The 21,450-nt window shown below is 62.6% G+C and carries 21 protein-coding genes; 10 read left to right on the top strand and 11 right to left on the bottom strand.

What is annotated here, in order from left to right:
- Positions 1-15 precede the first annotated feature (15 nt).
- From C5F71_RS18550 to ffh, 6 genes are all read right to left on the bottom strand, one after another.
- Positions 16-429, bottom strand: coding sequence for an acyl-CoA thioesterase (locus tag C5F71_RS18550; protein ID WP_104911696.1), 414 nt, complete (start codon positions 427-429; stop codon positions 16-18).
- An 82-nt stretch (positions 430-511) separates the two neighbouring features.
- The gene (rplS, locus tag C5F71_RS18545) at positions 512-862 is read right to left on the bottom strand and encodes a 50S ribosomal protein L19 (protein ID WP_003175895.1); all 351 of its coding nucleotides are present in this window, start codon (positions 860-862) and stop codon (positions 512-514) included.
- Positions 863-907: 45 nt separating this feature from the next.
- The gene (gene trmD / locus C5F71_RS18540; RefSeq protein ID WP_169852258.1) at positions 908-1,681 is read right to left on the bottom strand and encodes a tRNA (guanosine(37)-N1)-methyltransferase TrmD; all 774 of its coding nucleotides are present in this window, start codon (positions 1,679-1,681) and stop codon (positions 908-910) included.
- Positions 1,663-2,199 (bottom strand): ribosome maturation factor RimM, encoded by a 537-nt coding sequence (gene rimM, locus C5F71_RS18535; protein ID WP_010565276.1) that lies wholly within the window; start codon positions 2,197-2,199, stop codon positions 1,663-1,665. The genes trmD and rimM overlap by 19 nt, the downstream gene beginning before the upstream one ends.
- A gap of 5 nt (positions 2,200-2,204) precedes the next feature.
- The gene (rpsP, locus tag C5F71_RS18530; protein ID WP_003175899.1) at positions 2,205-2,456 is read right to left on the bottom strand and encodes a 30S ribosomal protein S16; all 252 of its coding nucleotides are present in this window, start codon (positions 2,454-2,456) and stop codon (positions 2,205-2,207) included.
- A gap of 250 nt (positions 2,457-2,706) precedes the next feature.
- The gene (ffh, locus tag C5F71_RS18525; RefSeq protein ID WP_076962110.1) at positions 2,707-4,083 is read right to left on the bottom strand and encodes a signal recognition particle protein; all 1,377 of its coding nucleotides are present in this window, start codon (positions 4,081-4,083) and stop codon (positions 2,707-2,709) included.
- Between the two features lie 234 nt (positions 4,084-4,317).
- Here ffh and C5F71_RS18520 point away from each other — a divergent pair, with 234 nt between their 5' ends.
- The 3 genes from C5F71_RS18520 to C5F71_RS18510 all read left to right on the top strand — a co-directional run bounded on the left by C5F71_RS18520 (position 4,318) and on the right by C5F71_RS18510 (position 8,039).
- On the top strand, positions 4,318-5,130 hold the full coding sequence (locus C5F71_RS18520; RefSeq protein ID WP_029296177.1) for an inner membrane protein YpjD: 813 nt from the start codon (positions 4,318-4,320) through the stop codon (positions 5,128-5,130).
- Positions 5,131-5,142: 12 nt separating this feature from the next.
- On the top strand, positions 5,143-6,381 hold the full coding sequence (locus C5F71_RS18515) for an HlyC/CorC family transporter (protein ID WP_104911695.1): 1,239 nt from the start codon (positions 5,143-5,145) through the stop codon (positions 6,379-6,381).
- Positions 6,382-6,728: 347 nt separating this feature from the next.
- Entirely contained in the window at positions 6,729-8,039 is a 1,311-nt protein-coding gene (locus C5F71_RS18510) for an MFS transporter (protein ID WP_104911694.1), read from the top strand.
- 79 nt (positions 8,040-8,118) lie between these two features.
- Here the strand turns inward: C5F71_RS18510 and purT are convergent, their stop codons facing one another.
- The 5 genes from purT to C5F71_RS18480 form a co-directional block, all read right to left on the bottom strand.
- The gene (gene purT, locus C5F71_RS18505) at positions 8,119-9,300 is read right to left on the bottom strand and encodes a formate-dependent phosphoribosylglycinamide formyltransferase (protein ID WP_104911693.1); all 1,182 of its coding nucleotides are present in this window, start codon (positions 9,298-9,300) and stop codon (positions 8,119-8,121) included.
- 69 nt (positions 9,301-9,369) lie between these two features.
- Positions 9,370-9,837 (bottom strand): VUT family protein, encoded by a 468-nt coding sequence (locus C5F71_RS18500; RefSeq protein ID WP_029296170.1) that lies wholly within the window; start codon positions 9,835-9,837, stop codon positions 9,370-9,372.
- Between the two features lie 1,544 nt (positions 9,838-11,381).
- Positions 11,382-11,597: a DUF1289 domain-containing protein gene (locus C5F71_RS18490; RefSeq protein ID WP_029296168.1), complete on the bottom strand. Its 216-nt coding sequence runs from the start codon at positions 11,595-11,597 to the stop codon at positions 11,382-11,384.
- On the bottom strand, positions 11,594-12,118 hold the full coding sequence (locus C5F71_RS18485; protein WP_104911692.1) for a gamma carbonic anhydrase family protein: 525 nt from the start codon (positions 12,116-12,118) through the stop codon (positions 11,594-11,596). The genes C5F71_RS18490 and C5F71_RS18485 overlap by 4 nt, the downstream gene beginning before the upstream one ends.
- 35 nt (positions 12,119-12,153) lie before the next feature.
- Entirely contained in the window at positions 12,154-12,756 is a 603-nt protein-coding gene (locus C5F71_RS18480) for a CoA pyrophosphatase (RefSeq protein WP_029296164.1), read from the bottom strand.
- A gap of 146 nt (positions 12,757-12,902) precedes the next feature.
- Here C5F71_RS18480 and C5F71_RS18475 point away from each other — a divergent pair, with 146 nt between their 5' ends.
- The 7 genes from C5F71_RS18475 to nagE all read left to right on the top strand — a co-directional run bounded on the left by C5F71_RS18475 (position 12,903) and on the right by nagE (position 21,410).
- Entirely contained in the window at positions 12,903-13,451 is a 549-nt protein-coding gene (locus C5F71_RS18475; RefSeq protein ID WP_070994758.1) for an NUDIX hydrolase, read from the top strand.
- A 23-nt stretch (positions 13,452-13,474) separates the two neighbouring features.
- On the top strand, positions 13,475-13,978 hold the full coding sequence (locus C5F71_RS18470) for a murein L,D-transpeptidase family protein (RefSeq protein ID WP_029296160.1): 504 nt from the start codon (positions 13,475-13,477) through the stop codon (positions 13,976-13,978).
- A gap of 261 nt (positions 13,979-14,239) precedes the next feature.
- Entirely contained in the window at positions 14,240-14,998 is a 759-nt protein-coding gene (locus C5F71_RS18465) for a GntR family transcriptional regulator (protein WP_029296156.1), read from the top strand.
- Positions 14,999-15,007: 9 nt separating this feature from the next.
- Positions 15,008-16,114, top strand: coding sequence for an N-acetylglucosamine-6-phosphate deacetylase (gene nagA / locus C5F71_RS18460; RefSeq protein WP_104911691.1), 1,107 nt, complete (start codon positions 15,008-15,010; stop codon positions 16,112-16,114).
- Positions 16,095-17,117: an SIS domain-containing protein gene (locus C5F71_RS18455; RefSeq protein ID WP_029296152.1), complete on the top strand. Its 1,023-nt coding sequence runs from the start codon at positions 16,095-16,097 to the stop codon at positions 17,115-17,117. Before nagA ends, C5F71_RS18455 begins: the two co-directional genes overlap by 20 nt.
- Positions 17,118-17,154: 37 nt before the next feature.
- Positions 17,155-19,668, top strand: coding sequence for a phosphoenolpyruvate--protein phosphotransferase (gene ptsP, locus C5F71_RS18450; protein ID WP_104911690.1), 2,514 nt, complete (start codon positions 17,155-17,157; stop codon positions 19,666-19,668).
- Between the two features lie 26 nt (positions 19,669-19,694).
- Positions 19,695-21,410, top strand: a complete 1,716-nt coding sequence (nagE, locus tag C5F71_RS18445) for an N-acetylglucosamine-specific PTS transporter subunit IIBC (RefSeq protein WP_092233871.1) — start codon at positions 19,695-19,697, stop codon at positions 21,408-21,410.
- The last annotated feature ends 40 nt before the right edge of the window (positions 21,411-21,450 follow it).

Raw genomic sequence — 21,450 nt, 5'->3', positions numbered from 1 at the left:
CGACGCGGTCTCAGGTCAGTCTACAAACCCTGGCAGCACCGGCACCGGACGCTTGTCGGCATCGATTGCCACAAAGCTGAACACACCCTGGATCGCCTTCTCGCGACCATCGGCACTCATGCTCTCGACAAACACTTGCACTTCTACCTTGAGGCTGGTGTTACCGACCTTGATCACCCGGCCAATCAGTTCGACGATGGAACCGGCCGGGATCGCGTGGTTGAAGTCGATACGATCGGTGGAAACCGTCACCAGCGGCAAGCGGCAGAAACGTGTGGCGGTAATGAATGACACTTCATCCATCCACGCCAATGCAGTGCCGCCAAACAGCGTGTTGTGGTGGTTGGTGGTCGGCGGGAATACGGCCTTGGTTACATGGGTCACAGACAGGTCGGTGCGACGCTGGATTTCTTCGAGACGGGCGGTCATGAACGGGTTCCGGGCAAGTGGCAAATTTCAGGCACAAAAAAGCAGCCCGTAGGCTGCTTTTTTCTGCATCGGGAAGCTGGACTTAAGCCAGTTTTTCCTTGATGCGAGCTGCTTTACCGGACAGGTCACGCAGGTAGTACAGCTTGGCTTTACGTACGTCACCGCGACGTTTAACGGCCATGCTGTCGATTTGCGGGCTGTAGGTCTGGAAAGTACGCTCTACGCCAACACCGTTGGAGATTTTACGAACAGTGAAAGCACTGTTCACACCACGGTTACGCTTGGCGATAACTACGCCTTCGAACGCTTGCAGACGCGAACGGTCGCCTTCCTTCACTTTCACCTGAACGACAATGGTGTCGCCCGGGGCAAAGGTAGGGATCTCTTTGGTCATCTGCTCTGCTTCGAGTGCAAGGATGATTTTGTTAGTCATGCTGTGCTCCTAAGGTAAATCGTCGGATCTACCATCGATACGTTGTTAACTATCGTCCCGCCCGAGGATGTATTCCTCGAGCAGCTTCTTCTCTTCTCCAGAAAGCGAGCGGCTTTCCAGAAGATCGGCGCGTCGTTCATAGGTCCGACCAAGGGACTGCTGTAAACGCCAACGCCGGATGTGTGCGTGATTGCCACTTAGCAATACGTCGGGAACACGCTGATCCGCATACACCTCCGGTCGGGTGTAGTGCGGGCAATCCAGCAAACCATCCGTGAAGGAATCTTCCTCCGCGGAGTCCGCATGCCCTAAAGCTCCAGGCAGCAGTCGTGTAACCGCATCTATCAGGACCATCGCCGGCAGCTCACCGCCAGACAGGACATAGTCCCCAATCGACCACTCTTCATCGACATGAGCGTCAATAAAACGCTCGTCAATGCCTTCATAGCGACCGGCAATCAGGATCAGTGCTTCCTCATTCGCCAGTTCGCGTACCGCAGCCTGTTTCAGCTGGCGGCCTTGAGGGGACAGGTAAATTACCTTCGCCTTCTCCCCTGCTGCTGCCTTGGCCTGAACCAGGGCGTCTTCCAGGGGCTTGATCTTCATCACCATGCCCGGGCCACCGCCAAATGGGCGATCGTCCACAGTGTGATGTCGATCCGTCGTGTAGTCTCGCGGGTTCCAACAAGTGAGCTGCAAGAGCCCTTGTTTCACCGCCCGACTGGTGATGCCGTACTCGCTGATGGCGGAAAACATCTCGGGAAACAAACTGATCACTTCAATGCGCAAATTAGCCACGCTTAGAAGTCCGCATCCCATTCCACCTTCATCTCGCCCGCTGCCAGGTCGACGGCCAACACACATTGCTCGGTATAGGGCAACAGGCGTTCGCGATCATCCAGGCTGCCAGCGCAAGGCTTGACCACCATTACATCATTGGCGCCGGTTTCCAGAAGATGATCGATTTTCCCAAGCAATTGCCCGAGTTGATCAATAACCTTCAGACCTTCCAGCTGGTACCAGTAGTACTCGCCGTCGGTCAATTCAGGGAACAGGTTGCGCGGCACGCAGATCTCATAACCGGCCAGAAGACGTGCTTCTTCACGATCATCGAGACCCTTGAGCTTTGCGACCAGGAACTTGTCGTTCCCGCGTCCACTGACCAGCTCGACCTGTTTCACACTACCTTCGCGCTTGAGCGTCCAGGTCTTGTACTGCAACAGGTTTTCAGTCGGATCAGTAAAGGAATACACCTTCACTTCGCCGCGAACGCCATGAACAGAGTAAATCTTGCCGATAACGATCAAATCATCAGCAACAGCTGGCGTCGCGTTCATATTGCTCAGGCTGCGGCCTTAGCCGAGTCCTTCAACAACTTGGCAACACGCTCGGAAGGCTGTGCACCAACGCTCAGCCAGTAGGCTACGCGCTCTTGGTTCACGGACAGACGAACTTCTTGACCACGAGCAACAGGGTTGAAGAAACCAACCTGTTCCTTGTGCGAACCGTCACGCGGGTTGCGGCTGTCGGTTACGGTCAAGTGGTAAAACGGGCGCTTTTTGGAGCCGCCAAGGGCAAGACGGATTGTTAGCATGTGAACATCGTTCCTGTAGTCGGTGCTGCAAATCTAAATGCACAGCGGGCATGGGTGCCCGAAAGGCCGCATATTCTAAGGAATATCCGGACTTTTGCAAATGTCTTTTTCCGGCGCCTGACCGCGTGCCATTCAGATCTGCTATAGAGCCGTCGGTTAAAACGGCGAGTCAGCTCCCGCCAACGGCGGGTTTGCTGGAGATCCCACGTCCCTGTGGGTCTGCACAAGAGCGAACTCTTGCGCGAATTCTTTACATCTTCGGCATGCCACGACCGGGCATCATACCGCCCATGCCGCGCATCATTTTGGCCATGCCGCCTTTGGCCGAGAATTTCTTCATCATCTTTTGCATTTGCTTGTGCTGCTTGATCAAGCGACCAATGTCCTGCACCTGGGTGCCGGAACCCATGGCGATCCGACGCTTGCGCGAACCGCTGATCAGCTCAGGGTCGCGGCGCTCGGCCGGGGTCATGGAGTTGATGATGGCTTCCATCTGCTTGAACTGCTTCTCTGCCGCACCCTGGGCATTGCCCATTTGCGCCAGGTTCACACCGCCGATGTTCGGCAGTTTGTCCATCAGGCCGCCGAGGCCGCCCATGTTCTTCATCTGTTGCAGCTGGTCACGGAAGTCTTCGAGGTCGAAGCCCTTGCCCTTCTTCAGCTTCTTGGCCAGTTTGTCGGCCTTGTCCTTGTCGAGGGTCTGTTCGGCCTGCTCGATCAGGCTGAGCACGTCGCCCATGCCAAGGATACGCGAGGCGATACGCTCAGGGTGGAACGGCTCGAGCGCTTCGGTCTTCTCGCCCATACCGATGAACTTGATCGGCTTGCCGGTGATTGCGCGCACCGACAGTGCGGCACCGCCACGGGCATCACCGTCGACCTTGGTCAGGATCACGCCGGTCAGCGGCAGTGCATCACCAAAGGCCTTGGCGGTGTTGGCCGCATCCTGGCCGGTCATGGCGTCGACCACGAACAGCGTTTCTACCGGGTTGATCGCGGCATGCAGCGCCTTGATCTCGCCCATCATCTCTTCATCGATGTGCAGGCGACCGGCGGTATCGACGATCACCACGTCGATGAACTTGAGCTTGGCTTCTTTAATAGCCGCGTTGGCGATGTCGACCGGCTTCTGGCTCAGGTCGGACGGGAAGAAGGTCACGCCGACTTCACCGGCGAGCATTTCCAACTGCTTGATCGCGGCCGGACGGTATACGTCGGCCGAGACCACCATCACGGACTTTTTCTTGCGCTCTTTGAGGAAGCGCGCCAGCTTGGCAGCGGTGGTGGTCTTACCCGCACCCTGCAAACCGGCCATCAGCACAACGGCCGGCGGCACGGCGCTGAGGTTCAGGTCTTCGTTGGCCGCGCCCATCAGGCTTTCGAGCTCGGCCTGGACGACCTTCACAAAGGCCTGGCCCGGCGTCAGGCTGCGGGACACTTCAGTGCCGACCGCACGTTCCTTGACCGAGTTGACGAAATCCTTGACCACAGGCAAGGCAACGTCGGCTTCCAGCAATGCCATGCGCACTTCGCGCAGGGTGTCTTTAATATTGTCCTCGGTCAGCTTGGCCTTGCCGGTGACATGGCGCAGCGTCTGCGAGAGACGGTCAGTCAGATTTTCAAACATGCGCGATCCTTTCAGGCCCTATTCATCGAAATGCATTGGTAGACCGAGGTAATGGCGGCCCAGGCTGTGATAAATCGCTATTAAAAACAGCGCTCGGCGAGCCTGCGGCGTGGGCAGGTCGCGGATTATAGCGAAGACTGCCGCCATGCACACCCGCTGTCTGGCCCGGTGGTCTTTCGTGGAACGCAGGTGTGTGCCAAACTCATCGGCTTTCGGGCTTGCCTAACAGGATTTATGCTCCCTTTGTCACCCAGTTTGCTACCCAGTCTCGCCGCCGCACTCTTGTATGCCGCTGCGACCCTCTATCAGGGCACCCGCCTGGCTCAACGCGCCAGGGCGGACAAACGCCTGCTGGCCGGGCTTGGCGTGCTAGCCTTGCTGGCCCACGCCGCCAGCCTGTTCACCCACCTGATGACGCCGGTGGGCCTGGGCCTGGACTTTTTCAGCGCCGCCAGCCTGATTGCCGCTGCGGTCATCGCCTTGACGCTGCTGGCCTGCGCGCGGATCCCGGTGGAGAACCTGCTGTTGCTGCTCTTCCCCCTGGGGATGCTGACGGTGCTGCTGGCGCAATTCGCCCCCACCGGCACCGTGCAGGTGATCGATGAGGAGCCGGGCATCCTCGCCCATATCCTGTTGTCGATCCTCGCCTACGGCATGTTCACCATCGCCGTGTTCCAGGCTTTGCTGCTGCTTTTGCAGGACCACCAGCTCAAGCACAAGCATCCTTCGGGGCTGATCAAGAACTTCCCGCCGCTGCAGACCATGGAAAGCCTGCTGTTCGGCTTCCTCTGGGCCGGCTGGACGCTGCTGTCGCTGTCGCTGATTTCCGGCTGGCTGTTCGTCGAGAACCTGTTCGCCCAGCATCTGGTCCACAAGACCCTGCTGGCGTGCCTGGCCTGGGTGGTGTTCAGCGTGCTGCTGTGGGGCCGCAATCGCCTGGGCTGGCGTGGGCACAAAGCGATCCGCTGGACCCTGGCCGGTTTCTGCCTGCTGATGCTGGCGTATTTCGGCAGCAAGCTGGTTCGCGAATTCATCCTGCATATCTGACGGGCAACGATCATGGACAACTTGCCCCTTGAGCCAATGCTCGCGGTAGTCGCGCTGCTGGTGTTGTGGTCGGCGCTGTTTACCGCCATCGAAGCCGCCCAGCACCATTTGCTGGCCCTGCGCCCTGGTACACGCCAGGGCGACAAGGCCGCTGCCCGCCTCAGCTTCCCGCGCAACAGCCTGATCCTGTGCAACACCCTGTGCCGCGCGGTGGTGGTGATTCTCTGCACCCTGCTGGCGATCCATGTCTGGGCCGAAAACGGTCCCTGGCTCGGCTGGCTGATCTCCAGCGCGCTGTTGCTGGTACTGGCCGACTACCTGCCCCGCACCCTGGCCACCCGCTATCCGCACGCGGTGCTGGGGTTTGGCAATACACTGCTGGGCATCCCGCTAAAGATCCTCTACCCCCTGGCCTGGGTGCTCAATGGCATCAGCCTGCTGCTGCTGCGCCCTTTCGCCCGCAAGTCGGGGATCGTCAAGAATAGCGACGAGCCTCAGCCCGACCGCTCCGACGAGCAGGCCACGGACGACAGCGAAGACCGCGCCCCGGGCATGCCCGGCATCCACGCCCTGGACAACATCACCGTCAATGACATCCTGGTGCCACGCAGTGAAGTCGACGGCATCAACCTCGATGACCCTATCGAAGACATCATCGAACAACTGCGCACCTCCCAGCGCACACGCCTGCCGGTGTTCCACAGCGATATCAACCAGGTCGAGGCGGTGCTCAACACCCGCCAGATCCAGCACTTGCTACCCGACGCCAGCCTGACCAAGGACGCCCTGCTCGCGGCTTGCCACGAGCCGTACTTCGTGCCGGAGAGCACGCCGCTGCAGCTGCAATTGCTGAACTTCCACAAACAGCAACGCCGCCTGGGCATGGTGGTGGACGAATATGGCGAAGTGCTGGGCATCGTCACCCTGGAAGACATCCTGGAAGAAATCGTCGGCGAATTCGAAAGCGAACAGAGCCTGGACAACCCGCTGATCCAGCCCCAGCCAGACGGTCGCTATGTGATTGATGGCGCGGTGTCGATCCGCGAACTCAACAAGTGCCTGGGCTGGCACCTGCCCAGCGACGGCCCCAAGACCCTCAACGGCCTGGTGACCGAAGCGCTGGAGACCATTCCCGATTGCGCGGTGTGCCTGAAAATCGGCCGCTATCGCCTGGAAATCCTCGAGACCGAGGACAACCGGGTAAGCAAGGTACTGATCTGGCATATCGGCTCGGCACCGATAGCCACCTGACTCACCGCGGCTGGGCTTGTGTGGGAGCGGGCTTGCCCGCGATAGCATCACCTCGGTAGCACTGATACACCGAGGCGCCTGCATCGCGGGCAAGCCCGCTCCCACATTTGATCTCCTGCGTTCGCACCTCTTGTTGTATCCGCGCGCGCCTTCCTATAATCGATCCCGCTTACCCAAGCCCCGCCCGACCGCGTGCTATCCGCACTGAGCGTGTCCAGGCACCGCTTTATCGTGTCTGACCGGTACTCGCTCCCATCCCGAGCCGATGCCGCGCACTGCCCTGATCCATGGGTGCAAGACCAATAATAATCCGCGCCAAAGGCGCAATGACCATCAGGGATACCTCAATGAGCACCACCTATAACGAGGCCGCTCCCGCCGCCCCGACCAACTCGACCAGCCGCGTCGCGACCGCGAGCATCATCGGCACGGCCATCGAGTTCTACGACTTCTATATCTACGCCACGGCCGCTGCGCTGGTGATCGGCCCGGTGTTCTTCCCGCAGAGTTCCGGCACCGCGCAGATGCTGGCGGCGTTCCTGACCTTCGGTATCGCGTTTATCGCCCGGCCATTGGGCTCGGCGCTGTTCGGCCATTTCGGTGACCGCATCGGGCGTAAATCGACGCTGGTGGCCTCATTGCTGCTGATGGGCGTGTGCACCACCTTGATCGGCTTGCTGCCGGGTTACGACAGCATTGGCGCCTGGGCACCGATCCTGTTGTGTGTGCTGCGTTTTGGCCAGGGCCTGGGCCTGGGCGGGGAATGGGGCGGCGCCGCCCTGCTGGCCACCGAGAACGCGCCCAAGGGCAAGCGCGCCTGGTTCGGCATGTTCCCGCAGTTGGGGCCTTCCATTGGGTTCCTGGCGGCCAATGGGCTGTTTCTGATCCTGGCGATGAACCTGGATGACGAGCAATTCCGCAACTGGGGCTGGCGCATTCCGTTCCTGCTCAGCGCCGCGCTGGTGATGGTGGGTCTGTATGCCCGCCTGAAACTGCATGAAACCCCGGTATTCGCCAACGCCGTGGCCAAGGAAAAACCGGTGAAAGTGCCGTTGGTGGAGCTGTTCAGCCAGCATTGGCTGCAGGTGCTGCTGGGCGCCGCGGCGATGGTGGTGTGTTATGCGCTGTTCTATATCACCACGGCATTTTCCCTGAGCTACGGTGTGAGCACCCTGGGTTACAGCCGCGAAACCTTCCTCGCCCTGCTGTGCTTTGCCGTGCTGTTCATGGGCGCCGCCACGCCGCTGGCGGCCCTGGCCAGTGACCGTTACGGGCGCAAGCCGGTGCTGATCGTCGGTGCGGTGCTGGCAATTCTCTCGGGCTTCACCATGGAACCGTTGCTGACCCATGGCTCGACCTGGGCGGTGGCGTTGTTCCTGTGCCTGGAACTGTTCCTGATGGGCGTGACATTTGCACCGATGGGGGCATTGTTGCCGGAATTGTTTCCGACACGCGTGCGTTATACCGGGGCTTCGGCGGCGTATAACCTGGGCGGGATCGTCGGGGCTTCGGCCGCACCGTTCTTTGCGACCAAGCTAGTGGCAATGGGTGGGCTGAGTTATGTCGGCGGGTATGTGTCGGCGGCAGCGTTGCTGAGTTTGATTGCGGTGCTGTGCCTGAAAGAGACGCGGGATAATGATTTGAACAAGGTCGCCTGATAGACCGCTATCGCGGGCAAGCCCGCTCCCACACTGGGAATGTATTCCAAATGTGGGAGCGAGCTTGCCCGCGATGCTTTTAGAGCTCTACAACCACTGCCTGCGAGGCACGGGTCGCCTTGGCCCGGGCAGCCTCGATCGACTCATCCCGCGCCAACGCCACGCCCATGCGGCGCTGGCCATTCACTTCTGGCTTGCCGAACAGACGCAGCGCGGTATCTGGCTCGCTGAGGGCTGCGCCGAGGTTGGCGAAAGCGGTTTGGGTCGACTGCCCTTCCACCAGGATCACCGACGATGCCGATGGCCCGAACTGACGGATCAACGGAATCGGCAAGCCCAGAATCGCCCGCGCATGCAGGGCAAACTGCGACAGGTCCTGGGAGATCAAGGTCACCAGACCAGTGTCGTGGGGGCGCGGCGAAACTTCGCTGAACCACACCTGATCACCCTTGATGAACAACTCGACACCAAACAGGCCACGGCCACCCAGGGCCTCGGTCACGGCTTTGGCGACGCGCTCGGATTCAGCCAGTGCCGCCGGGCTCATGGCCTGGGGCTGCCAGGACTCCTGGTAGTCGCCCTTCTCCTGGCGGTGACCCACTGGCGCGCAGAAGGTGGTGCCGCCCACGTGACGCACGGTCAGCAGGGTGATTTCGTAGTCGAAATCGATAAACCCTTCGATGATCACCCGGCCCTTACCGGCGCGGCCGCCTTCCTGGGCGTAGTCCCAGGCTTTTTGCACATCATCGGCACTGCGCAACAGGCTCTGGCCCTTGCCCGACGAACTCATCACCGGCTTGACCACACATGGGAAACCCAGGTCTTCGACGGCCTTGCGGAAGTCTTCGACGGTGTCGGCAAAGTGGTACGGCGAGGTCGGCAGGTCCAGCTCTTCAGCGGCCAGGCGGCGGATGCCCTCGCGGTTCATGGTCAACAGCGCCGCGCGGGCGGTGGGGATCACGGTAAAGCCTTCGGCCTCCAGCTCCACCAGGGTGCCGGTGGCGATGGCTTCGATTTCCGGGACGATGAAATGCGGTTTTTCCGCTTCGATCACCGCACGCAGGGCCGCGCCATCGAGCATGTTGATCACATGGCTGCGATGCGCCACCTGCATGGCCGGCGCGTTGGCGTAGCGATCCACGGCAATCACTTCAACGCCCAGGCGTTGCAGCTCGATTACCACTTCCTTGCCCAGCTCACCGCAGCCACACATCAATACGCGGGTCGCGGTTGGCGACAATGGAGTTCCGATTCGGGTCATCTCAGGTCCTCAGGGGAGCGGATCAGGGGGAGAAAGGCCGGCATTTTACATGAACCGCAGGCGTTGGCCTCAGTTGGCGACACGCTGGCGACGCAAACGCCAGGCCATGGCCAGCCACACCACGGTGACCCCCGCAAATTTCGAGGCCAGGGCGGTGCCGACCACAGCGGGCGTCAACGCGCCGATCAGGCCAAAAAAGATAAAGGTATCGAGGGGAATACTCAGCGCCGAACTGATCCACAGCCGGTCATGCAATGGGCGCTTGGTGATGCTGAAAACCAGCCAGTCGATGCACTCGGACACCGCGAACGCCGTGGCACTGGCCAAGGCGATAGACGGATCGGAGGTGATATAGGACAGCACCAGCGCCGCGAGCATGGCGATGATCGCCCCGTGGCCGAAGCGGGTTTGCACCATGTCACGCAGGATAAACACCAGGCCACCCCAGGCGGACCAGATGACATCCAGATGCGGGGCAGTGGAAAAGGCGAAGTTGATCAGCACAACGCTGCTGATATAGGCGATCAGGAAGAGCATGGGGCGATGGACCTGTGGGCAAGGGCCACAGGGTACTGCACAAGAAACCCTGTGGCGAGCGGGCCTGTTGTGACCACTGAACCTATTGTGGCGAGCGGGCTTGCCCCGCGCTGGGCTGCGTAGCAGCCCTAAAGACAGGCGCTGCGGTTTACCTGAACGTCCGCGGAGGTTTTATTGGGGCTGCTGCGCAGCCCAGCGCGGGCGATGCGGCGTTCCGACAAGCCCGCTCGCCACAGAGGCCCTCTCCAAGCGCCCTAGGTACTCCAGACACACCGCGTCAGCCGGCGACAGCTCATCAGCTATTTTTGTGGCCAACGGACTTGTTGTGACCACTGGACCTAATGTGGCGAGCGGGCTTGCCCCGCGCTGGGCTGTGTAGCAGCCCTAAAGACAGGCGCTGCTGTTTACCTGAACGTGCGCGGAGGTTTTATTGGGGCTGCTGCGCAGCCCAGCGCGGGCGATGCGGCGTTCCGACAAGCCCGCTCGCCACAGAGGCCCTCTCCGAGCGCCCTAGGTACTCCAGACACACCGCGCCAGCCGGCGACAGCTCATCAGCTATTTTTGTGGCCAACGGACTTGTTGTGACCACTGGACCTAATGTGGCGAGCGGGCTTGCCCCGCGCTGGGCTGCGTAGCAGCCCTAAAGACAGGCGCTGCGGTTTACCTGAACGTGCGCGGAGGTTTTATTGGGGCTGCTACGCAGCCCAGCGCGGGCGATGCGGCGTTCCGACAAGCCCGCTCGCCACAGAGGCCCTCTCCAAGCGCCCTAGGTACTCCAGACACACCGCGCCAGCCGGCGACAGCTCAACAGTTATTTTTGTGGCCAACGGACTTGTTGTGACCACTGGACCTAATGTGGCGAGCGGGCTTGCCCCGCGCTGGGCTGCGTAGCAGCCCTAAAGACAGGCGCTGCGGTTTACCTGAACGTGCGCGGAGGTTTTATTGGGGCTGCTGCGCAGCCCAGCGCGGGCGATGCGGCGTTCCGACAAGCCCGCTCGCCACAGAGGCCCTCTCCAAGCGCCCTAGGTACTCCAGACACACCGCGCCAGCCGGCGACAGCTCATCAGCTATTTTTGTGGCCAACGGACTTGTTGTGACCACTGGACCTAATGTGGCGAGCGGGCTTGCCCCGCGCTGGGCTGCGTAGCAGCCCTAAAGACAGGCGCTGCGGTTTACCTGAACGTCCGCGGAGGTTTTATTGGGGCTGCTGCGCAGCCCAGCGCGGGCGATGCGGCGTTCCGACAAGCCCGCTCACCACAGAGGCCCTCTCCAAGCGCCCTAGGTACTCCAGACACACCGCGCCAGCCGGCGACAGCTCAACAGTTATTTTTGTGGCCAGCGGACTTGTTGTGACCACTGGACCTAGTGTGGCGAGCGGGCTTGCCCCGCGCTGGGCTGCGTAGCAGCCCTAAAGACAGGCGCTGCGGTGTACCTGAACGTCCGCGGAGGTTTTATTGGGGCTGCTACGCAGCCCAGCGCGGGGCAAGCCCGCTCGCCACAACAAGCCCGCTCGCCACAACAGGTTCGCTCGCCATTCAAAAATATCAGGCGTCGGATTTTCCGGGGATCATCCACAACATTCCACTGGCCTTCGCCCGTTCATGGCACAGCCCCAGCACCACCCGGCGCTCGGCATTGTCCATGCGACTCCAACGCGTGATTTCATCGACATTGCGCTGGCAACCCGTGCAGATATCGTCGTCATCCAGCGCACAAATACTCACACAGGGCGAGGCTACGGGGCGTTCAACCGGGTTCATTCTGACTGCTCGACCAGATCACGGGCATAGCGCTGGGAGTTATGCACATAGTGCGCAGCACTGGCCTCCAGCATTCTTTTCTGCTGCTCGGTCAATTCCCGCACGACCTTGCCGGGCGAGCCCATCACCAGCGAGCCATCGGGGATTTCCTTGCCTTCGCCGATCAACGAGTTGGCGCCGATGATGCAATGCCGGCCGATCTTGGCACCGTTGAGGATCACCGCATTGATGCCGATCAGGCTGTAGTCGCCGACGGTGCAGCCATGCAGCATGGCGTTATGCCCAACCGTCACACCGGTGCCCAGGGTCAGCGGGTAGCCCATGTCGGTGTGCATCACGCTGCCGTCCTGCACGTTGCTGTTCTTGCCGATCAGGATCAGTTCGTTGTCGCCACGCAACACCGCGTTGAACCAGACGTTGGCCCCCTCTTCCAGCTTGACCTTGCCCACCAGCGTGGCATTGGGCGCCACCCAGCTGTGTGGATGGGTCTCGACGCGGGCATCGCCCAGGCGGTATTTCATGGTCTTCCCTCACGGCTTGCCATTCAAACGATGGCTTAGGTATTGATAAAGCTTTTCGGCGGTCGATGCAGGCTGATGTCGGCATCGTCATAGAGCAGGTTGATCAACTCTACGATCATGATCGCCGTCAGGCCCCAGATCTTGTATTCACCGAACCGATAGCTGGGCACGTACCAACTGCGGCCCTGGTAATCGATGCGATGGGTGTGCTCGCGCGGGTCCTGGCGGAAAAACTCCAGGGGCACGCTGAATACCGCAGCAATCTCGGCGTCGTTGGCCAGGTACTCGACATAATCGGGAATCACCCCCACATACGGGGTCACACGGATGCCGTGCAGGGAGATCAGCGGGCTCAAGGGGCCGATCACTTCCACCAGGCCCGGCGGCAGGCCGATTTCTTCTTCGGCCTCGCGCAGGGCAGTGAACACCAGGTCCGGGTCTTCCGGGTCGCGCCGCCCTCCCGGAAAGGCCACTTCGCCACCGTGGGTCGACAGCCCGCTGGCACGCAGGGTCAGGATCAGCTCGGGTTCGTCACTACGGGTAATCGGCACCAGCACGGCGGCCTCGGGGAAACGTCCGTCAGTTTCCAGCGTGCGTGGCGTGTGATTGCTTACCCGGCGAAGTAGCTCGTCCAGCATGAGTCATCTCGATCTGTTGGCTACCTTGCATCATGCACCAAAGCGTACGGGCGCCCAACCCCAAAACCCCGGCGGTGTCGCTAAACGACAACTTGCAGGCCACTGCCCTGCACGCCAAGATAGGCGCAGTCCCCAGGAACCCAAGCATGAACTTCTGCAGCCAGTGCGGTAAACCGGTCATCCAGCGCATTCCCGAAGGCGATGCACGCCTGCGTTATGTGTGTGACCACTGTCAGACCATTCACTACCAGAATCCCAATATCGTCGCCGGTACCCTGCCCGTCTGGGGCAACCAGGTGCTGCTGTGCCGACGGGCCATCGAACCGCGCCTGGGCTTCTGGACCCTGCCTGCAGGCTTTATGGAAAACGGCGAGACCGTCGAACAGGGCGCCATGCGCGAAACCCTTGAGGAAGCCTGCGCCAGGGTGCGCAACCTGAGCATCTACACGTTGATCGATGTACCGCACATCAGCCAGGTGCATATTTTCTACCGCGCCGAACTGATCGACCTGGACTTTGCCGCCGGCCCCGAGAGCCTGGAAGTCAGGCTGTTCGATGAAGCCGATATCCCTTGGTCCGAGCTAGCTTTCCGCACGGTCAGGCGTACCTTAGAATGCTTTTTCGCTGACCGTCGGCAACAGGTGTTCCCCGTGCGCAGCGAATCGGTGCCGCCTGCGACTCAACCGGCGCAATAAGCCTTTATACGGATATCGTTTCAATGCGTTGGTTGCTTGCCCTGCTCTGCCTGTCGTTCGCCAGCCTGTCGTGCGCCACCACCCTGCAAACCCTGGGCGGCAAACCCGTCGAGAAGATCCTGGTGCTCAAGTCCGCCCATCAGTTGCAACTGATCAACGACGGCAAGCCGCTCAAGACCTACCGTATTTCCCTGGGCAAGAACCCCAAGGGCCACAAGCTGATCGAAGGCGACCGCCGCACCCCGGAAGGCTTCTACTGGATCGACTGGCGCAAGACCAGCGACCGCTTCAACCTGTCCATGCACATCTCCTACCCCAATATCAGCGATGCCGCCCGCGCGCGCCGCGAAGGGGTCAAGCCCGGCAGCATGATCATGATCCACGGCACGCCAGACAGTGAGGAATACCCCGAACAGTGGTTCCACACCCTGGACTGGACCGACGGCTGCATCGGCATGCGCAATGTCGACATGCGCGAAGTGTGGAACCTGGTCAAGGACGGCACGATGATCGAGATCCGCCCGTAACCGGCACCGTTCGTAAAATAATTCAAAAAAAACCTGCCTCCCCCACAGCCCCTGCCGGTGAATACCATTTCACTGCCAGGGGCTGCGTCTTTCTGCGCGCGATAAAGACCTCTCTAATACCACTTGATACCAGGCACCTTTAAGGTGCCTGCAAACAGCCGTGTGCACGCTTTTGGCGGCATTGACATGGTATTTAAGTGGTATTAATTTCCGGCCATTACCGGGCGACAACACTCCAATAACGCATCGGAAACCCTACAGATGAATCCCATCCAGACCCTGCGTCCTGACGACCGACAATCCACGCCGCTGTACCTGCAACTGGCCCGCAACCTGGAAGCCGCGATCCATGCCGGCCAGTGGAAATCCGAGCAGGCCTTGCCCTCGGAGCGCGTGCTCAGCGAGCAGTTGAGCATTTCCCGGGTCACCGCCCGCAAAGCCCTGGAAGTGTTGTTCGCCCAAGGCCTGATCCGCCGCAGCCAAGGCTCCGGGACTTTTATTACGCCGCGCCTGGAACAACCGCTGTCGCGCCTTTCGGGGTTCAGCGAAATGCTGCGGCTCAAGGGGTTTGCCCCCAGTTCGCAATGGCTGGTGCGCGAGATCACCCCCCCGACCCATGAAGAACTGATCCGCCTGGGCCTGTCGCCCACCGACAAAGTGGCGCGGCTCAAGCGCCTGCGCAAAGCGGACGACACCGTGATGGCCATCGAGATGAGCGCCCTGCCCGCTTCGATCATTCCCAACCCCCAGGCCATTGGCAGCTCGCTCTACGAATACCTGGAAGGCATCGGCAAACCGGTGGTGCGGGCCCTGCAACACATCCAGGCAATCAACGCCTCGGACGAGTTCGCGGCCCTGGTGGGCATCGCCCCCGGCACCGCCATGCTGCTGATGACCCGGGTCGGCTACACCGCCGACAACACGCCCATCGAGATCACCGACACCTACTGCCGCAACGACTACTACGACTTTGTCGCAGAGCTGCGTCGCTATGACTTTGCCGCCGAGTTGCGGCCTTAGAGAACTGCCATGTCCGAAGACAATATCCTCACGCCCCACGGCTGGATTCGCGGCCGCCTGGTGCACCACGAAGGCAAGGTCAGCGCCGTCGAAGGCGTGCCTTGCGATCCGGCCGACAACGACCTGCCCTACTTGCTGCCGGGTTTTATCGACCTGCATGTGCACGGCGGCGGCGGCAAGGACATCATGGAAGGCCGCAGCGCCTTCGAGACCATCACTCGCACCCATGTGCGTTTCGGCACCACCTCGTTGTTGGCCACCACCATGACTGCGCCGGTCGAGGAAATCTCCCGGGTGCTCGGCGAACTCGGCCAGTTCTGCGAACAGCGCCCGGCCGGCAGCGCCCGAGTGCTGGGGGTGCATCTGGAAGGCCCCTACATCAACCCGGGAAAACTCGGTGCCCAACCGAACTTCGCCCACACAGCGCTGATGGCCGAGGTTGAGGAATACCTGCGCCTGGCCCCGATCCGGGTGATCACCATTGCCCCGGAAATCGCCGGCCATGACGGCCTGATCCGCGCGCTCAGCCAACGCGGGGTGCGCATGCAGATCGGCCATACCCTGGGCAGCTATGAAGAAGGCGTCGCCGCCCTGGCCGCCGGCGCGACCAGCTTCACCCACTTGTACAACGCCATGAGCCCGCTGCATCACCGCGAGCCGGGCATCGTCGGCGCCGCCCTGGCCCATGCCAAATACGCAGAGTTGATCCCGGACCTGCTGCACGTGCACCCCGGCGCCATGCGCGTGGCCCTGCGCTCGATCCCCTGCCTGTACTGCGTCACCGACTCCACGGCCGCCGCCGGCATGCCCGACGGTGAATACAAGCTGGGCAGCCATACCGTGACCAAATGCCTGGGCGGCGTGCGCCTGGCCGACGGCACCCTGGCCGGCAGCACCCTGACCATGGATCAGGCGCTGCGCAACCTGGTGAAGATCGGCCTGCCGATCAACGAAGCCTCACAGCGCCTGTCGCAATTTCCTGCGGACTATCTGGGCCTGGAACAACGCGGCCGCCTGCAACCCGGCAGTTTTGCCGACTGCGTGCGCCTGGACCGCTCCCTGCACCTCACCGACGTAATGGTCGAAGGAGAAACCATTGACTTCAAAAATGCTTGAAGAGGCCCTGGCCTCCTGTGAGGCCGTCGCGGCCCAATTGCAATGCCTCGACCCGCTGCTGGCCGAAGTCGCGGGCCGCCTGCGCCGCCAGCCGCCGCAAGTGGCGATGACCGTCGCCCGTGGCAGTTCGGACCACGCCGCCAGCTACTTCGCCTACCTGACCATGCAACACGTGGGCGTGCCGGTGGCGTCGCTGCCGATGTCGGTGGTGACACTGGCGCAGGCGCCGCTGAAAGTCAGCGGTCAGGCCGCCTTCGGGTTTTCCCAGTCGGGGCAAAGCCCGGACCTGGTCAACAGCCTGCGCCTGCTGCGCAAGCGCGGGGCGTTGAGCGTATCGATGGTCAACGCCGAAGACTCGCCCCTGGAGGCCGCGTGCGAATTCCATGTGCCCCTGTGCGCCGGCCCCGAACGCAGTGTGGCCGCGACCAAGAGCTTTATCGCCACCTTGAGCGCCAGTGCCCAGTTGGTCGGCCACTGGAACCAGGAAGACGGCCTGCTCGAAGCCTGCCACGCCTTGCCTGCCGGCCTGCGCGAAGCGGCGACCCAGGACTGGAGCCTGGCCATCGACGCCCTGCGCGATTGCCAGCGCCTGATGGTCATCGGCCGTGGCGCCGGGTTTGCCATCGCCCAGGAAGCCGCGCTCAAACTCAAGGAAACCTCGGCGATCCAGGCCGAAGCCTTCAGCAGCGCCGAAGTGCGCCACGGGCCGATGGCCTTGATCGACGCCAACTACCCGTTGCTGGTGTTCGCCCCACGCGGCGCCGAACAGCCGGGGTTGCTGACCCTGGCCACGGAAATGCGCCAACGCGGCGCCCGCGTACTGCTGGCCGCACCCGACGATATCGCCGAGCGCGACCTGACCCTGAGCCGCGCCGAACACCCGGCCCTGGACCCGATCCTGGCGATCCAGAGCTTTTACGTAATGGCCGCCGGCCTGGCCCAGGCCCGGGGCATGGACCCCGACCAGCCGCGCCACCTGAGCAAAGTCACCCGCACCCACTGAAGTGATGTGCAGCGTTTTCCTGATGAGTACCGTGCCCATGACCAACAATAACAATGACCTGACCCTCAACGCGCCCCTGACCGGGCCGGTGCGGACCCTGGGCAACGTGCCAGACGAGGTGTTCGCCAGCGGCGCCATGGGCGATGGCCTGGCCATCGACCCGCTCAACGATTGCCTGTATGCGCCATGCGATGGCGTGGTGATTCACCTTGCCCGCACCGGGCATGCGCTGACCCTGCGCGCCGACAACGGTGCAGAGATCCTGTTGCACGTGGGCATCGACACCGTCGAGCTCAAGGGCGAGGGCTTTGCGCTGCTGGTCAAGGAAGGCGCCCGGGTGAGCAGCGGCCAGGCCCTGGTGCGCCTGGACCTGGACCGCATCGCCCGCCAGTGCAAAAGCCTGATCAGCCTGATCATCCTCACCAACAGCGATCAGTTCGAGCTGCGACCGTTCAGCATGCAAATGGCGACCGTGGGCCAACCGCTGATGCAGGTCTGCCCGCGCCACACCTCGGCCACCCGCACAGCGCCTGGCGCGCACACCGGCAACGCCGCCAGCGCCAGCATTCGCATCACCCACAAGGGGGGCCTGCATGCACGCCCCGCTGCGCTGGTCCGCAAGACCGCGCAAGGTTTCAGCAGCCAGTCGCACCTGCATTTCGCCGGCAAGTCTGCGCCGTGCGACAGCCTGATCGGCCTGCTGGGCCTGGGGATTGGCGAGCAGGACGAAGTGCGCGTCAGTTGCCAGGGCGCAGACAGCGAAGCCGCCTTGCAAGCGCTGCTCGCGGCGCTGTCGCTGGAGGTTCCCCACACCGCCCCGGCCCCGGCCGCCGCCCCTGCACATCGCGCCCCCGCCGAAGCCGGTGTGTTGCAGGGTGTCTGCGCCGCGCCCGGCCTGGTCTGCGGGCCATTGTGGCGCATGAGCAGCATCGAGTTGCCAGCAGACCCGCGAACCCACGTCGCCGATGAGCAGTTGCAGCAACTGGACGCCGCCCTGGAGCAGGTGCGCGGGGAAATCCGCCGTACCCTGGAGCACGCCCGCCGGCGCAAGGACGTGGACGAAGAGGAGATCTTCGCCGCCCACCTGGCCCTGCTGGAAGACCCTGCCCTGCTGCACAGCGCCAGCCAGGCCATTGACCAGGGCAGCGCCGCCACCCATGCCTGGCGCGATGCAATCCAGGCCCAATGCGCCGTACTGCTGGGCTTGGGCAAGCCGTTGTTCGCCGAACGCGCCAACGACCTGCGGGACTTGCAGCAGCGGGTCCTGCGGGCGCTGCTGGGTGAAGCCTGGCAGTTCGAGTTGCCGGCCGGCGCCATTGTCGCCGCCCATGAATTGACCCCCTCGGACCTGCTGCAGTTGAGCGAGCAGAACGCTGCGGGCCTGTGCATGGCCGAAGGGGGCGCCACCTCCCATGTGGCGATCCTGGCCCGGGGCAAAGGCTTGCCCTGTGTGGTCGCCCTGGGCAGTGAAGTGCTCGATGTGCCCCAAGGCCAGCGTGTGGTGCTGGACGCCGCCAACGGCCGCCTGGAACTGATGCCCGATGATGCACGCCACGCCGAGGTGCACCAGATCCGCGATGCGCAAAAACTGCAGCGCCAGCAGCAACAGGCCCAGGCCCAGACAGCAGCCAGCACCCTTGATGGCGTAAGCGTTGAGGTGGCGGCCAACGTGGCCTCCAGCAGCGAGGCACAGATGGCCTACGAAAACGGCGCCGATGGCGTTGGCCTGTTGCGCACCGAATTTCTGTTTGTCGACCGCCGCACCGCGCCCGATGAACAAGAGCAGCGCCAGGCCTACCAGGCGGTGCTGGACGCCATGGGCGACAAACCAGTGATCATTCGCACCATCGATGTGGGCGGCGACAAACAGCTCGACTATCTGCCACTGCCCGCCGAAGCCAATCCGGTGCTGGGCCTGCGCGGCATTCGCATGGCCCAGGTACGCCCGGAACTGCTCGACCAGCAACTGCGCGCCCTGCTGCAGGTCAGCCCGTTGCAGCGCTGTCGGATCCTGTTGCCGATGGTCAGTGAAGTGGACGAGTTGCTGCACATTCGCCAGCGCCTCGACGACCTGTGCGCCGAACTGGGGTTGACCCAGCGCCCGGACCTGGGGGTGATGATCGAAGTGCCGGCCGCCGCGCTGATGGCCGAGCAACTGGCCGAGCATGCGGACTTTTTGTCGATCGGCACCAATGACCTGTCCCAGTACACCCTGGCCATGGACCGCGACCATGCCGGCCTGGCTGCCCGGGTCGATGCATTGCACCCGGCGCTGTTGCGCCTGATCGCCCAGACCTGCGCCGGCGCCGCGAAACATGGCCGTTGGGTCGGCGTGTGTGGCGCCCTGGCCTCCGACCCGCTGGCCACGCCGGTGCTGGTGGGCCTGGGCGTGCGCGAGCTGTCCGTGAGCCCGCCGCAGATTGCTGAAATCAAAGACCGTGTGCGCCACCTCGACGCCGCGCAATGCCGGCAACTGAGCCAGGGCCTGCTCAACCTGAGCAGCGCCGGGGCCGTACGCCAAGCCTGTCACCAGCACTGGCCGTTGAGCTGACAACAACAAGAAAAAGGAGACTCGCCATGTACCAATTGTTCATCGAAGGCCTGCAACGCCTGGGCCGCGCATTGATGCTACCCATCGCCATCCTGCCGATTGCCGGCCTGTTGCTGCGCCTGGGTGATACCGACCTGCTGAACATCGCGGTGATGCACGACGCCGGGCAAGCGATCTTTGCCAACCTGGCCCTGATTTTCGCCATCGGTATCGCCGTCGGCTTTGCCCGGGACAACAACGGCACAGCCGGGCTGGCGGGCGCCATCGGTTACCTAGTGATGATCTCGACCCTCAAGGTGCTGGACTCGACCATCAACATGGGCATGCTGGCCGGGATCGTCAGCGGCTTGATGGCCGGCGCCCTGTACAACCGCTTCAAGGACATCAAGCTGCCGGAGTATCTGGCCTTTTTCGGCGGGCGACGTTTCGTGCCGATTGTCACCGGGTTCTCGGCAGTGGGCCTGGGCGTGGTGTTCGGCCTGATCTGGCCGCCGGTGCAGCACGCCATCAACGGCTTCGGCGTCTTGCTGATGGAAAGCGGCAGCCTGGGGGCGTTTGTGTTTGGCGTATTCAACCGCCTGCTGATCGTCACCGGCCTGCACCATATCCTCAACAATATGGCCTGGTTCGTGTTCGGCAGCTTCACTGACCCGGCCACCGGCGCGGTGGTGACGGGCGACCTGACCCGCTACTTTGCCGGCGACCCCAACGGCGGCCAGTTCATGACCGGCATGTTCCCGGTGATGCTGTTCGGCCTGCCGGCGGCGTGCCTGGCGATGTACCGCAATGCCCTGCCGGAGCGGCGCAAGATCATGGGCGGGATATTCCTGTCGATGGCCCTGACCTCGTTCCTCACCGGGGTGACCGAGCCGATCGAGTTTGCGTTCATGTTCCTCGCGCCGTTCCTGTATCTGCTGCATGCGCTGCTGACAGGCCTGTCGATGGCCGTCACCAACCTGCTGGACATTCACCTGGGCTTCACCTTTTCCGGCGGTTTCATCGACATGGTCCTGGGCTGGGGCAAATCCACCAATGGCTGGCTGGTGGTGCCCGTGGGCCTGGCGTATGCGCTGATCTACTACAGCGTGTTCAGCTACTGCATCCGCCGCTTCAACCTGAAAACGCCAGGGCGCGAAGACATCCAGGTGGCCCAGGCCGAGGTCATGACGGATAACCAGCGGGCCCATGCGTACCTGCGCGCATTGGGCGGTGCCGCGAACCTGTTGAGCGTCGGCGCCTGCACCACGCGCTTGCGCCTGGACATGGTGGACCGCAACAAGGCGCTGGATGCCGAGTTGAAAGCCCTTGGCGCCATGGCCGTGGTCCGTCCCGGCAACGGCGGCAGCCTGCAGGTCGTCGTCGGGCCGCTGGCCGATAGCATTGCCGATGAAATCCGCCTGGCGATGCCCTCATCCAATCACGTGCCAGTGGCCGGCGCCGCCATGCCAGCGCCAGCGGCCAGCGCCGCTACAGTCGCCACGGCCCAGGCACAGCAATGGCTGGATGCATTGGGCGGGCAGGACAATGTGGTGCAACTGGACTGCATCGCCATGACCCGTATCCGCCTGCAACTGGCCGATGAAAAAGGCCTGTCGCAGGCGCAACTCAACAGCCTCGGCTGCCAGGGTGTCAGCCGGCTTGAAGACGGCGTGTGGCATTTGCTGGTCGGCGACCAGGCCCAGGGCTTGAGCGACGCCCTCAAGGCCCTGGCACAACGCAACCCGGTGCGCGCGGGCGCCTGACCTACCTATCTACCGCCCCGCCCGGGGCGGCCCTGCCCAT

The sequence above is a fragment of the Pseudomonas sp. LG1D9 genome (assembly GCF_002949995.1).
Taxonomy (GTDB): domain Bacteria; phylum Pseudomonadota; class Gammaproteobacteria; order Pseudomonadales; family Pseudomonadaceae; genus Aquipseudomonas; species Aquipseudomonas proteolytica.
The sequence above is the reverse complement of the archived record's forward strand: the minus strand, read 5'-3'. Positions and strand labels throughout refer to the sequence as shown.